The organism is Sporosarcina sp. 6E9 (assembly GCF_017921835.1).
GTDB lineage: Bacteria > Bacillota > Bacilli > Bacillales_A > Planococcaceae > Sporosarcina.
Genome location: NZ_JAGEMN010000002.1, coordinates 56,576 through 70,382 on the forward strand (window position 1 = coordinate 56,576; position 13,807 = coordinate 70,382).

Annotated in this window: 11 protein-coding genes and 1 pseudogene; all 12 read right to left on the reverse strand. The window is 42.0% G+C overall.

The genetic code is table 11. The features are described 5' to 3' along the window. Positions 1-141 precede the first annotated feature (141 nt). A complete protein-coding gene (locus J4G36_RS11875; protein WP_210470580.1) occupies positions 142-1,170 on the reverse strand; it encodes a hypothetical protein in 1,029 nt (342 codons plus the stop codon). Positions 1,171-1,192: 22 nt separating this feature from the next. Further along, positions 1,193-1,858: a hypothetical protein gene (locus J4G36_RS11880; protein WP_210470581.1), complete on the reverse strand. Its 666-nt coding sequence runs from the start codon at positions 1,856-1,858 to the stop codon at positions 1,193-1,195. 269 nt (positions 1,859-2,127) lie between these two features. Further along, on the reverse strand, positions 2,128-3,009 hold the full coding sequence (locus tag J4G36_RS11885; RefSeq protein ID WP_210470582.1) for a choline/ethanolamine kinase family protein: 882 nt from the start codon (positions 3,007-3,009) through the stop codon (positions 2,128-2,130). 74 nt (positions 3,010-3,083) lie between these two features. Then, positions 3,084-3,895: pseudogene (nadX, locus tag J4G36_RS11895) on the reverse strand (aspartate dehydrogenase). A gap of 104 nt (positions 3,896-3,999) precedes the next feature. After that, positions 4,000-5,004, reverse strand: coding sequence for a threonine ammonia-lyase (locus J4G36_RS11900; RefSeq protein WP_210470817.1), 1,005 nt, complete (start codon positions 5,002-5,004; stop codon positions 4,000-4,002). A 17-nt stretch (positions 5,005-5,021) separates the two neighbouring features. Further along, the gene (gene leuD, locus J4G36_RS11905; protein ID WP_210470584.1) at positions 5,022-5,615 is read right to left on the reverse strand and encodes a 3-isopropylmalate dehydratase small subunit; all 594 of its coding nucleotides are present in this window, start codon (positions 5,613-5,615) and stop codon (positions 5,022-5,024) included. A 21-nt stretch (positions 5,616-5,636) separates the two neighbouring features. Then, positions 5,637-7,046, reverse strand: a complete 1,410-nt coding sequence (leuC, locus tag J4G36_RS11910; RefSeq protein WP_210470585.1) for a 3-isopropylmalate dehydratase large subunit — start codon at positions 7,044-7,046, stop codon at positions 5,637-5,639. A 17-nt stretch (positions 7,047-7,063) separates the two neighbouring features. Continuing rightward, entirely contained in the window at positions 7,064-8,164 is a 1,101-nt protein-coding gene (gene leuB, locus J4G36_RS11915) for a 3-isopropylmalate dehydrogenase (protein WP_210470586.1), read from the reverse strand. A 41-nt stretch (positions 8,165-8,205) separates the two neighbouring features. Then, entirely contained in the window at positions 8,206-9,756 is a 1,551-nt protein-coding gene (locus J4G36_RS11920) for a 2-isopropylmalate synthase (protein ID WP_210470587.1), read from the reverse strand. Then, entirely contained in the window at positions 9,743-10,771 is a 1,029-nt protein-coding gene (gene ilvC, locus J4G36_RS11925) for a ketol-acid reductoisomerase (RefSeq protein ID WP_210470588.1), read from the reverse strand. The genes J4G36_RS11920 and ilvC overlap by 14 nt, the downstream gene beginning before the upstream one ends. A gap of 34 nt (positions 10,772-10,805) precedes the next feature. Next, positions 10,806-11,321, reverse strand: a complete 516-nt coding sequence (gene ilvN, locus J4G36_RS11930) for an acetolactate synthase small subunit (RefSeq protein WP_210470589.1) — start codon at positions 11,319-11,321, stop codon at positions 10,806-10,808. After that, positions 11,318-13,033, reverse strand: a complete 1,716-nt coding sequence (gene ilvB, locus J4G36_RS11935; RefSeq protein WP_210470818.1) for a biosynthetic-type acetolactate synthase large subunit — start codon at positions 13,031-13,033, stop codon at positions 11,318-11,320. The genes ilvN and ilvB overlap by 4 nt, the downstream gene beginning before the upstream one ends. Positions 13,034-13,807 lie beyond the last annotated feature (774 nt).

The window sequence follows — 13,807 nt, forward strand, 5'->3', positions numbered from 1 at the left end:
CAGAAAGTTATATTAATTATACATCATATATACTATTATGAAAGGTGTCACTGAACATATACCCAAACATGATCTACTATCACTATTTACACATACTCAAAACCCTTTCTAGAATCAGAAAGGGTTATTATTCTCTTTAACTTAAAATTTTCTGGATACGTTTATCTGAATATCCGTTTTCGTGTTATCAATTTTCTCCACGCCAATGCTTACGATTGTATCTTCGTCTGTATAACTTAAGTAGCCTTGAGTTGCAACGCCTTCATTTTGAGTAATTGTAAAATTATTTGCTTCTGCATACGCTACAAATGCATTGTAATGATCCGCCCACATGCCAGCGACTTCATAAGCTGCTGCGCTATTACTGGCAGCATCAAAATTTTCCATCACCACAAATAGTGTTTTAGCACATTCCGCTAACGGAAAGTCTTCCGGCAACAGACTTAAGGACGTGTAATATTCATCCGAACATTTACCATGACCTTTTTCAGTCAAATTAAGAAAGGAATCAGTCACCTTGTACTGAATAATAGGTGTTTCACGATATTGTATACTCGTCAACAGCGAATCAGAATCTGCATCTTCATTGGTCACGGTAATTTGTATACCCTTTTTCTTAGCTGTGAGGACGCCCACTTCATCTTTTGTAATTGTATAGCCTAAATTTGAAAAGAAAGACTTAGCATGCTCGTGTTCTTCTTGAAGCGAGCCGAAATTCTGATATTGCGCGGTAATCATTCGTGAGTTAGCCTCGTGATCTTCGACAATTTCAAAAACTGTAATATAAGCACATTCCGGAATTGGAAATCCGGTTGGAAGCCGGTTTTTTAGTAGATAGAATTCATGCGCACAACCACCCAAACCTTCCATACCAGCAAAGCCTGCATCTTCATCCTCTTCATTATCGTTATTAGTTACGGGATCTTCACTTTCCGCGTCTTCATCCGTAGCTCCTTCTTCATTAGTCGTTTTTCCTTTCACCTTTCCCTTTCCAACACTTTCTTTCCCTATTTCAATATCGTCAACAACCCCGTCATCTTCAGCCGGAATAATCGTGAGCCCATCAGCCGAGATTTCGATGCTCCCCCCATCCGTCAACGGAATTGACACACAACCTGATATCAACAGAATGGCTAGAAATGTCGACATTAACGTCAGTATTCTTTTCATTTACTTCGTCTCCATTCCTTCATTATTCATCCCGCGGTTCGTCGTAGTGATAAAGAACCAACCTAACCTCTACTAACTCTGCATCATCATCTCTGTCCATTTGTTCAATATATATTGTCACATCATATTCCGACGTTTTTCCTTCTATCCTTGCAGACAATCGTTCTGCTTTTTCGCTCTTATTAAGCGGGCCAAATCCAACGTTCTCCAAATAATCTTTGTATAAATCAGAGGTGTCTGCCCAGTAGCCTTCAACTATAAAAGTAGCATCTAATGTCGCTGCTTTATAACCGTCATAATATCCATCTGTCACGGTTTCGATTTTCGTACAGTCGGGCAATGGAAAATTCGGTGGTGCTAATTCTGCTAGTTGTTTGAGTGCTCTTTCATTCCCTCTAGTATCTTCTATAGGCTCAACGCAACTAGTTGGGCCGTTCACCACTTCTTCAGACTCATCATCCACTGTTCCCACATCTTCATCTGTTGCATCGTCTCCGTTTGTTTCATCTTCTGTACCATCTACGCCCTCTGCCACATCTTCTTCACCTGTATCAATATTGCCGCCGTCCTTCGATACTTCCAACTTCCCGCCGTCACCAAGCGGAATCGATATGCAACCCGCCAATAATATACTTAAAAATAAAACACCCAATAATATACTCATTTTCTTCAATACTTGCACCCCCAAAATTCTATTCCTCCATACTCTATTCAATGAAGGTTAAGAATCGGTTAAGTTGAAGGTATTATTTGAGTTTTATAGAAAAAAAGGCGAAAAACTGTAGGAAACTGTGGTTTGGTCGTTTGAGAGACTGGTTTAGTCTTTTCGGTAGACGGCATAGTCGTTTGAGCTTCTACTATGGACGAATCCAACGTCTCTTTAGTCGTTTCAACAGCCTCTTTGGTCGTTTCACCCAAATAAAAAATACACCCTACATATGTAAGGTGTATAAACATTTATTTAGCTTGATTAAAAACGTCAATATTCTTTTTTGCGCGTTCAAAACAGTTTTTTCCGTAGGAGCCGAAGTCGTCACCTATTTCTTCTTTGAAAAGAGTCCATAAGCTCCATAGATAGTCTTGGAATATTTTATGTAACAGCATTCTTTCCTTTTCTGATACAGTCGCTTCTCTCTGAAAATACTGTCGGACAAAAAACGCTTCCTCTGTTTCCGAAAGTTTAGCGCCTAATGCGTGTGCGGCAATATCCCACATTGGATCAAACATCCCACTATATTCCCAGTCAATCAAGTACACTTTATCTTCTTCATCGCTCATGATGAAATTGGAACAAGCCGGATCTATATGGCAAGGAGTTTCCACTATGTTTTGGTTATTAAAGTACGCCTGCAGTGAAATGACTTCACTTTTCACTTCATCAAATCCATTAAATAATTCCGCCCCTGCTTCAAGCGCAAGTTTTTCGAAATTCGCCATCATCTCGAACAGTTCAAATCGATTACTCATTTTCCGATTTGAATTATGCACAGTTCTGAAGACATCCGCGACCTTTATTAACATTTTTTCCTCACTGGCAATTTCAGGTGTCAGTGTGGAAGCGTTTACAATTTTCTTCGTAATTTTTAATCCATTTTCTAAATTGAAGTAACGTAGTGCTGGATTTATGCCGAGCGAAGATGCATATTCCAGATTCTCTTTTTCAATTCTTCTATCGATGAATTCCTCTGTGCCATTCCCTGGTATTCGGACGATGAAATTAGTCGAATCGATTGTGACTAAGTAATTTAAATTTGTCATCCCGCCTGTTGTTTGGATATTTTCTATTTTTGCATCCGGCAATTGAAGCGCTTCTCTTATTAGATCCACTAGTTTTTCCAAATCGCAACCCCCCCATGTTTTCCTAACGGTGAAAACAAGGCGCACCCTTGCCCGATTCCCGCTTCACCTATGAATTACCCTATTGTTACCTGTTCGTTTATTGACTTAAGTGCGGATAAAATACTTAATGCCGTTAAATAACTCGTTTTCGCATTACCTTCAGATGGATTGTTTTGGACTGTTATAGAAACTTCCCCAAAAACACCTTCAGCATAGATTTCATGATGTTTTTATTTACTGCTGGATCTGCAATAATTTCCACTGAAGTTTTTTCAATTCCAATCCCTGCCAAGGAAAGAACGATAGCTACATTCGCATTTTGCGGGTATTTTTGAATCGCATCTTTAGCAGACCCTTCAAATAAAACGGTTTCTTTATTGTATTGTTCATTGGAGAAAGCCGTGAAAGGTTTTCTCGATACTAAGGAAACTGTATTTAATCCGCCCATAATATTCGCAGTCTTGATCACGTCTAATCCACCGATTGCGCCTGAAGGCAGAAAAATTTTCGTACCATTGACCTTTGATGCGGATTGCAGTTCTTGATATAAGGTTAGGTTCGCTAAAGCACCGATGCTGATTAGCAGTAAATCTTTTTGCTCAACAATCCGAATCGCATACTCATTCACCGTTTGGATATTGGCGCATTCTACTACCAAGTCTATACCCGATTGCAGGAACTGATTTAAATCTTGATAAGTCTTGAATCCGTAGATTTCCGACAGACTTTGTAATTTCATCCTGCGACTAGCCCGTTCATCAAAAACCGAACAAACTTGATAATTCGGCAACAGTTTTTCTTCGTTCAGCTTTTCCAATAAAAACTTCCCAATCGATCCACAACCGATTAACCCGATTTTCAATTCACACACCCCTGAATCCCACATATTAACAATAGTCTGTATCTATTATATCATATTGTCTATGTGTAAAGTTTGCCGCCAATAGATAAAAACTACCCAACCCTATTACAGGTCAGGTAGTTATTTTGTTAAAAGTTTTGAACATTTTTTGTATTTTGTCCCATGCACTCGCTTAACTTTCGCAGATCAAAATTGCCACCGCTCACGATTACGCCCGTTTTTTCAGATGAAAACGGGAGTCTTTTATTCACCACAGCTGCAATTGCTGCTGCTGCGGCGCCTTCAACGAGCAACTTTTCTCTTTCTAGCATAAAGAGGATTGTTGAAGTGATTTCCTGTTCTGTCACTGTAACAATATCATCCACATAATTGCGGATAATATCCACAGTTAACTTTCCAGGTTCTTTCACACAAATCCCCTCTGCAATTGTCGGTAAGAATGGGAGGTTTTTGTTTCGAACCCCTTTAAATGCATGCGCAATTGCTGGTGAATTCGATGCTTGAACTCCAATGACTTTCACACTTGGACGAATTGTTTTGACTGCAAGCGCAGTTCCCGCGAGCAAACCTCCGCCCCCTGCCGGAACGACAATCGTATCCATTTCAGGTCGCTGTTGCAACATCTCCATGGCAACGGTCGCCTGCCCTTCTACAATTGCTAGATCATCGAAAGGGTGAATGAAGCTTGCACCGGATACAAATTGTTCTTCGCGCGCCGCAATGTATGCTTCGTCAAAGTTTTGCCCGACCAATTTTACGGTGGCACCGTATTTTCGGGTTGCATTAATCTTCGTATCCGGCGTTGTTTTAGGCATGTATATCGTTACCGGAATACCTCTTTCACGGCCCGCAAGCGCGACGCCCTGCGCATGGTTTCCGGCCGATGCCGCAATTAATCCACGTGAACACTCTTCATCACTCAGTTTCGAAACCTTATTAAAAGCGCCTCGAATTTTAAATGAACCGGTTCTTTGGAGGTTTTCCAGTTTTAAATAAACGGTTGAGTCCGTCCATTCATTTATTGTCCTGGACTCTTTGCAAGGCGTTCTGTGAACAACATCTGTTAATGTTTCAAATGCTTCGAATAAACCTGCTGTGCTATAATCCCCAACGACACCATCTCCTTTATTAATAGGGGTATTGGTCTAATTTAAACCAATTGTTTTTGTTTATCTTCAAATGCTTTTATTTTATCTTCATATTGGAAAGTTAATTCAATTTCATCCCAACCGTTTAACAACATTTGTTTATAGTAGGGATCAATCGAAAACGAATAAGTTTTACCATCTTCGGTCGTAACCGTTTGTTTTTCCAAATTCACTTGAACAGAATAAGGTGCTTGCTGACCTTTTTCAAGGATGTGTTCAACCTCGGCTACCGCTAATGGAATCGGAAGCAAACCATTTTTCATGCAGTTGTTATAAAAAATATCCGCAAAACTTGGTGCGATGACAACGTTAAATCCATAATCCAATAGTGACCACGGCGCATGCTCTCTAGATGATCCGCAACCGAAGTTTTCATGGGCAACTAGGACTTTGGAGTCTTTAAACCGTTTGTCATTCAATACAAAACCTTTTCTTTCATTGCCTTCCGCATCGAAACGCCAGTGGTAAAATAAATACTTTCCGAATCCGGTTCGCTCGATACGCCTTAAGAATTCTTTAGAAATAATTTGGTCCGTATCGACGTTGGTTCGATCAAGCGGCGTAATGACACTTTCCACTTTATTAATTGGTTCCATTTGATTAACCCCCTTTAACACTTAAGCATGAACCGCATTCATTTCACGCACATCTACGAAACGGCCTTTAACTGCAGCTGCGGCAGCCATTGCCGGACTCATCAAGTGAGTTCGTGAACCCGCGCCTTGTCTACCTTCAAAGTTACGGTTGGATGTTGAAGCACATCGCTCACCTGCAGGGACAACATCATCATTCATCGCTAAACACATGCTGCAACCAGATTCGCGCCATTCGAAGCCTGCTTCTAGGAATACTTTGTCTAATCCCTCATCTTCAGCTTGTTTTTTTACCGTGCGGGATCCTGGTACGACAATTGCGGTCACTGATTGATGAACCTTTTGACCTTCTATCACTTTTGCCGCGGCGCGTAAATCACTTAGCCTAGCATTCGTGCATGATCCGATAAACACGTTTTGGATCTCGATTTCGGTTAACGGCATCCCTTCTTCTAGTCCCATATATTCAAGTGCATTTTTCAATGACTCTTTATCCGATTCCGAGCTAAAATCTGATTCGTATGGAACATGGCTTGAAATACCTGCCCCCATTGAAGGGTTCGTTCCCCAAGTCACGAAAGGCTCGATGTCATTCGCATCTATTTCAACAACTTTGTCGTACTGTGCACCTTCATCTGTTGCATATGACAGCCACTCTGCTGTAGCCTTTTCAAACGCTTCACCAGTTGGGACGTATTTACGACCTTTTAAATAAGCTACTGTTGTCTCATCTGGACTGATTAATCCAGCTTTCGCACCTGCTTCGATGGACATATTACAAACCGTCATTCGCTCTTCCATCGTTAAATTACGAATGGCTTCGCCCGTGAATTCGATAATATGGCCATTTCCCATATCAATACCGAATTTCGCGATGATTGCTAGTATAATATCTTTGGCCGTAACGCCAAAACCGAGTTCTCCGGAAATCCGCATTTCCATTGTTTTCGGACGCGCTTGCCAAAGTGTCTGTGTCGACAAAACGTGTTCAACTTCACTCGTGCCAATACCGAAAGCAATGGCTCCAAATGCACCATGTGTTGATGTATGGCTATCCCCGCAAACAATCGTTTTCCCAGGTTGCGTAAGACCGAGTTCCGGACCGATAATATGAACGATTCCTTGATCTGGATGATCCATATTCGCAAGCGGAACGCCGAACTCATCACAGTTTTCTTGTAGCGTATTCACTTGCTTTCTAGCTATCGGGTCTTTAATCGTCGGCAAATTTCTCGTTGGAATATTATGATCCATCGTCGCAAAACATAAATCAGGACGACGCACTTTTCGATTCGCAATACGCAATCCTTCAAAAGCTTGGGGAGACGTAACTTCATGCAATAGATGAAGGTCGATATAGAGCAGATCCGGCTTACCACTTTCTTCATAAACGACGTGCTGATCCCAAACTTTTTCGATAATTGTTTTAGCCATCTTGCTCCCCCTCTATATTAATTGTACGTAAACATGATACTGTTACAAACGGATTGTAAGTCCAGTTCATCTACAACTTTATTCGCCCAATCATCCGTCGATAAGACACGGTCGCTCGGTGAAGCTAAATCAGCTGTAAAGAATCCGTCTTCAAAAACGGCATTTACTGCTTCTTCAACTGCAACGGCTTCGTCTTCCATTCCAAATGAATACTTTAACATCATGGCAACTGACAATATTGTCGCTGCTGGATTTGCTTTCCCTTGCCCCGCAATGGAAGGCGCCGTTCCGTGCACAGGCTCGTATAAACCGAAACCGTCACGACCAAGGCTTGCCGATGGAAGAACGCCCAATGAACCCGTGATGACAGATGCTTCATCGCTTAAAATATCGCCAAACATATTTTCCGTGACGATTACATCAAACACGCCTGGGTTTGTGACAAGTTGCATGGCCGCTGAATCGACTAACATATGATCGACTTCGATATCCGGATAAAGTTTTTTCTTTTCCTCAACAACTTCACGCCATAGTTTGCTCGATTCCAATACATTTTCTTTATCGACAGAAGTCACTTTGCCGCGTCGTAGCCGAGCTAACTCAAATGACTTCTCCACAATGCGTTCAATTTCTTCTCGAGTGTAAACGAGCGTGTCGAAAGCAGACTTTTCAGTGCGCCTACTTGGTTCGCCGAAGTATAAGCCACCCGTTAATTCACGCACAATTAGCATATCGACATCTTTAGCTACTTCTTCTTTAAGAGGAGATGCATGAAGCAAAGACGGAACAGCCATTACAGGTCGTAGATTCGCGTATAAATCAAAGTGCTTACGAATCGCAAGCAAACCCTTTTCCGGTCTTAAATGTGTTGGGTGCTGATCCCATTTCGGACCACCTACTGCACCAAGAAGAACCGCATCACTCGTCTGACAAAGTTCGATAGTCTCATTTGGAAACGGGTTGTTGTGCTCATCGACCGCAGCGCCGCCGATTAAGCCATAGCCGATTTCAAAAGTATGATTGAATCGTCTTCCAATTACTTGCAATACCTTCACTGCCGCTTCTGTTACTTCTGGACCGATTCCATCACCTGGTAGAACTGCTACTCTCTTTTTCATATCAAGCTCTCCTCCTTATAGTTTTTCTATTATTTGACTTCTTAAGGTGTTGAAACTGCTACTTTCTTCTCCCGGACATCCGCGTTAATCAGTTGGCGGTTAATCGCATTCAAGTATGCTTTTGCAGATGCTTCAAGAACATCCTGCGCCACATCACGCCCTGTAGACACATGGCCATTCAAGCTTAAATTCACGACTGCCTCTCCGAGCGCGTCCCGTCCTTTACCGATTGAAGTTACACGGTAATCGAGGATGTGAACCTCGCCTTGAACAAGTTCTTCCAACGTATTGAATATCGCTTCCACTGAACCTGAGCCAGTCGCCGCTTTATTCACTTCTTCACCGCTAGGCGTGATGGCTGAAACCATTGCCGTCGGGACATTTGCCGTGCCGTACTGCACTTGAACATTCGTTAATTTGTAAACTGGCGTATCTGAACTTTGGATTTGTTGATCTGTGAAAAGGATGAATAGATCATCTTCCGTAATTTCTTTTTTACGGTCCGCAAGTTTTTTGAACTCGATAAACGCATCATTTAATTTTTCATCGCTTAATACAAAGCCCATTTTAATCGAACGATCCTTGAACGCGTGTCTTCCTGAATGTTTTCCAAGTGCTAATGGAATTTCGCTTTCTCCGATTAACGCAGGTGTGATAATTTCATAGGTTTCTGGATTTTTCAACATGCCGTCTTGGTGAATACCGGATTCATGCGCAAAAGCATTTTTCCCGACAACTGCTTTGTTCGGTTGAATGACGACACCTGTTAATTGGCTGACAAGCTGGCTCGTTCGTTTAATTTCTTTTAAGTTAATATCTGTTTCATAGCCATAAAAGTCTTTTCGAATGTGAAGTGCGACGGCAATTTCTTCTAATGCGACGTTACCAGCACGTTCGCCGATTCCGTTAATCGTTCCTTCGACTTGATCCGCTCCATTTTCAATCGCAGCGATTGTATTGGCGGTCGCCATGCCTAAGTCATTATGGCAATGCGCTGATAGTTTTACTTTGTCAATCCCCGTTACATTTTCTTTCAAGTATTTAAACAGTGCACCATATTCCATTGGCGAAGCATAACCGACAGTATCAGGAATATTAATGGTTGTTGCACCCGCCGCAATTACTTGATTGACAATGCGCACGAGAAATTCCGGATCCGACCTAAAAGCATCTTCTGCTGACCATTGGACAAGCGAGAATTTCTTCTTCGCATATTTCACAGCATCAACCGCAAGCTCTACCACTTCATCTGGCGTTTTCATGAGCTTATATTGCATATGGATAGGTGATGTCGCTAAAAATGTATGAATATGGGGTTGTTCCGCACCTTTTAGCGCTTCCCACGTCGTATCTATGTCACTTTTAATCGTGCGTGCAAGCCCGGTTACAGTGGAGTCCTTCACCGTGTTTGCAATTTTCTGAACTGCCTGGAAATCACCGGGGGATGAAGCAGGAAATCCTGCTTCAATAATGGTAACCCCTAGTTTTTCGAGCTGACGCGCAATTTCAAGTTTTTCAGCTGTGTTTAAATTAATACCTGCAGCTTGTTCACCGTCTCGTAGCGTCGTGTCGAAAATGTCAATCTTTCGCACTCGTCACCACTTCTTTCTCTTTCTTACCTGCGTTTACAAATGGCATCATTTCACGTAGTTTTTGACCGACTACCTCAATGCTATGTTTTTCTTCACTTTCAGTGATTGCGTTAAAGTTTGGACGTCCTGTTTCGTTTTCTTCAATCCATCCTTTTGCGAACTCGCCTGATTGGATTTCGGAAAGAAGTTCTCTCATACGATCTTTCGTCCCTGCATCGATAATCCGGTCACCTGCAACATAGTCTCCCCACTGCGCTGTATCAGAAATCGAATAACGCATTCCTGAAAGTCCACCCTCATACATAAGGTCAACGATTAGCTTCAGTTCATGGAGTGTTTCAAAGTAAGCAAGTTCTGGTTGGTAACCCGCTTCGACAAGGATTTCAAAGCCAGCTTTTACAAGTGCAGTTGTACCACCGCAAAGTACTGCTTGTTCTCCAAATAGATCCGTTTCAGTTTCTTCTTTAAATGTCGTTTCAAGAACGCCAGCTCTTGCTGAACCAATTCCTTTTGCATATGCAAGTGCAACTTCTTGCGCTTTCCCTGACGCATCTTGATAGACTGCGAACAATGCCGGAACACCAGCGCCCGCTTCAAATGTTCTGCGTACAAGGTGACCTGGACCTTTTGGTGCTACAAGGAATACGTCAACGTCTGCTGGTGGTTTAATCTCATCAAAGTGAACGTTAAATCCATGAGCGAAGACGAGTGATTTTCCTGCTTTTAGTGCAGGTTCAATTTCTTCTACGTATACTTGCTTCTGTCTTTCATCTGGCAGTAAAACCATGACAAGATCTGCTTGTTCAGCTGCTTCCTTCACTGATGCGACATCCAAGCCATCTTCTTTAGCTTGATCAAATGATTTTCCCGGGCGTACACCAACGACTACGTCAAATCCTGAATCTTTCAAGTTACGTGCGTGTGCGTGACCTTGTGAACCGTATCCGATTACTGCAATTTTCTTTTCTTCTAAAACACTCTCATCGATATCGTTGTTATAATACATTTTAGCCATTTTTAATTTCCTCCTAGTAGGTTGTTTTCTATTTTTATTTTAATATTGATAACTGAGGTGATTGAACCTTTTGCGTTTCCCGCACAAATGCGGTTGCACCTGTTCGCGTTAGTTCCTTAATGCCATATGGTTTAATTAAATCGATAAATGCCTCAATCTTTTCGGGATTTCCTGTCACTTGATAAGTCACTACGTTTTTTCCAATGTCGATGGCAGTCGCTCGAAACGGTTCAATAATGCTGTTCATTTCGCTTCGAATATGTGGCGGCGATATGACTTTGACAAGTGCGAGTTCTCGCATAACGATTGATTTGTCCGTTATATCATCCACTTTAATGACATCGATTTGTTTTTGAAGTTGTTTAACAAGTTGTTCGATTTTTCGTTCGTCTTCAACATTCACGATAAAGGTCATTTTCGACATTCCTACTTGTTCGGTATGACCGACTGTGATGCTTTCAATATTGAATTGTCGCTTCATGAGCAGCCCAGTCACACGATTCAATACGCCGCTTTGGTTGATAACCGTTACAGTAATGACTCTTTTCATTTACCGCTCACTCCAATCATTTCATGCAAGCCCGTTCCTGGAACTACCATCGGGTATACATTTTCTAATTGCTTCACTCGACAATCGATAAGAACCGGTTCATCGGATAATAACGCTTCACGGAAAACTGATTCCGCTTCTTCTAATGTGTTGATGCGATACCCTTTCAGATCATATGCTTCCGCAAGTTTCACAAAATCCGGTTGAACCGGAATTAATGACTGGGAATACCGCTCTTCGTAAAACGTTTCTTGCCATTGGCGAACCATGCCTAATCCTTCATTATTTAATATTACGACTTTAACGGGTATTCTGAGTTCTTGGAGCAAAGATAGTTCTTGTGCAGTCATTTGGAACCCTGCATCACCGACAATCGCTACGACTCTTTCTTTCGGTTTTGCTAGCTGAGCACCGATTGCCGCTGGAAATCCGAAGCCCATCGTTCCCAAACCGCCTGATGTTACCCAGTGATCCGGGTTGTTTAATGAATAATATTGCGCCGCCCACATTTGATGTTGACCGACGTCTGTCGTGACAATCGCATCGCCGCCTGTCACTTGGTGAATGATTTGAATCGCTTGCTGCGGCAGAAGATGTTCTTTGTCTTCTACATACCAAAGTGGATACTCTTTATGCGCTTCTTTTAAGTGCGTAATCCAATCTTCAGATACCGGTGATGCAAATTCTTGTTTCAATAATTCTTTCAGCGCTTCTTTTGCATCGGCTACAATCGGGATTTCCGTTGGGACGTTTTTCCCGATTTCAGCTGGATCAATGTCGATATGAATGACTTTAGCATTCGGTGCAAATAAATTTAGATTTCCAGTAAGCCGGTCATCGAATCGTGCACCAATATTTACAAGCAAGTCACATTCGGTGATGGCCATATTTGCCGTGTATGTTCCGTGCATGCCTGCCATTCCCAGAAACAGTTCATGTTCTCCGTGAATGCTTCCCAAACCGAGCAATGTATTCGTAACAGGGATGCGATGTTTTTCAACAAGATCTTTCAATTCGTCCATTGCTCCAGCGTGAAGAATTCCTGCTCCCGCTAAGATTAGTGGTTGCTTCGCATTCGAGATGGCCTGCGCCGCTTTCTGAATTTGTAAGAAGTTCGGTCTTGTCGTTGGCTGATAACCCGGCAAGTTCACTTCTTCGTCTACATGCTTTTCTTCATCGAATAATCCGGCTGCGATGTTTTTAGGAATATCGACAACCACCGGCCCTTTTCTTCCTGTTGACGCGATATGAAAAGCCTCTTTTATGATTCTCGGAAAATCTTTTATATCGTTTACTTGGTAATTATGTTTTGTAATCGGTTGTGTGATTCCGATAATGTCCGCTTCTTGAAAGGCGTCTGTTCCGATAACTTCCTGTCCGACTTGCCCAGTGAAAACGACTAACGGTAATGAATCCAAATACGCGTCTGTAATCCCTGTCACTAAGTTGGTTGCCCCCGGCCCTGATGTCGCAATCACGACACCGGTTCTTCCGGATACGCGCGCATAACCTTCCGCTGCGTGGATTGCGCCTTGTTCGTGCCTAGCAAGAATATGTTTAATCGGGTTTTTGTATAAGGCGTCGTATATTGGTAAAACGGCTCCACCCGGATAACCAAAAATCACTTCTACACCTTGATCTTTCAAAGCTTGAATGAGTACTGCAGACCCATCATTCAATTGTTTTGGCTGTACTTCCGTTTCCGCTGGCATTTTAGTAAGCTCTCGCATTGCTTGACCTCCAGTATTCATTTACCAAACTCCTCCTGACCTAATTTATTTAAATATAAAAAAGCTTTCTCATCCCGCGCAAAGAAACTATGTTCTTTACGAGGGATGAAAAAGCTTTTCATGGTACCACCCTTGTTCGTAGCGATTACGCTACCTCTTGAATAGCCGTAGCTATTCATTCATAACGAGCGTAATACTTACGCCCGGAACAACCTAATCAGTTTCCTTTTCAGCCGTTCTCTCCGAGGGGATGTCGCAAATAGATGTATTGCCGGCTTCCACCAGTACCGACTCTCTAGTAATACATTGGTCTATTTCCTTTAACCTCATCAACGATTTGGGTTCTCTATTCAATTAGGTGATTCATATTGCCGACTCCAGATTGTTTGTGAATTGAATCACTAACTCGATTGGATTGATGTTATCTTACCGCGTATTTTCCATTACGTCAACAGATTCTTTATAATTGCGCGTGAATTTAAAATAATGAAACCGCGTGTATCCGCTTTCATCGTTGATACTATAACATTATAAATTTTCAACTTTTTTATAACTTTTTCGATTTTTTGTCGGAGATAGCCCATGAAATTTGTTCATTGTGAATTGTTTGGGCAATTTGTGAACTGTTTGTGACAAGGAAATCCTGTGTTGAAGATAAGTGTTCTTTTTTTGCAGATATCCGACAGATAACTTGTTATATCCGTCATTTGCACATAGATATCAGACACTTGGTCTCGCATATCCGTCACATAATCA

What these genes read in the sequence shown, in the direction of transcription:
- J4G36_RS11875 (WP_210470580.1), bottom strand. Translation starts at nt 1,170, where the DNA reads ATGAAAAGAATACTGACGTTAATGTCGACATTTCTAGCCATTCTGTTG.
- leuD (WP_210470584.1), bottom strand. Translation starts at nt 5,615, where the DNA reads ATGGAACCAATTAATAAAGTGGAAAGTGTCATTACGCCGCTTGATCGA.
- leuC (WP_210470585.1), bottom strand. Translation starts at nt 7,046, where the DNA reads ATGGCTAAAACAATTATCGAAAAAGTTTGGGATCAGCACGTCGTTTAT.
- leuB (WP_210470586.1), bottom strand. Translation starts at nt 8,164, where the DNA reads ATGAAAAAGAGAGTAGCAGTTCTACCAGGTGATGGAATCGGTCCAGAA.
- ilvC (WP_210470588.1), bottom strand. Translation starts at nt 10,771, where the DNA reads ATGGCTAAAATGTATTATAACAACGATATCGATGAGAGTGTTTTAGAA.
- ilvN (WP_210470589.1), bottom strand. Translation starts at nt 11,321, where the DNA reads ATGAAAAGAGTCATTACTGTAACGGTTATCAACCAAAGCGGCGTATTG.
- ilvB (WP_210470818.1), bottom strand. Translation starts at nt 13,033, where the DNA reads ATGCCAGCGGAAACGGAAGTACAGCCAAAACAATTGAATGATGGGTCT.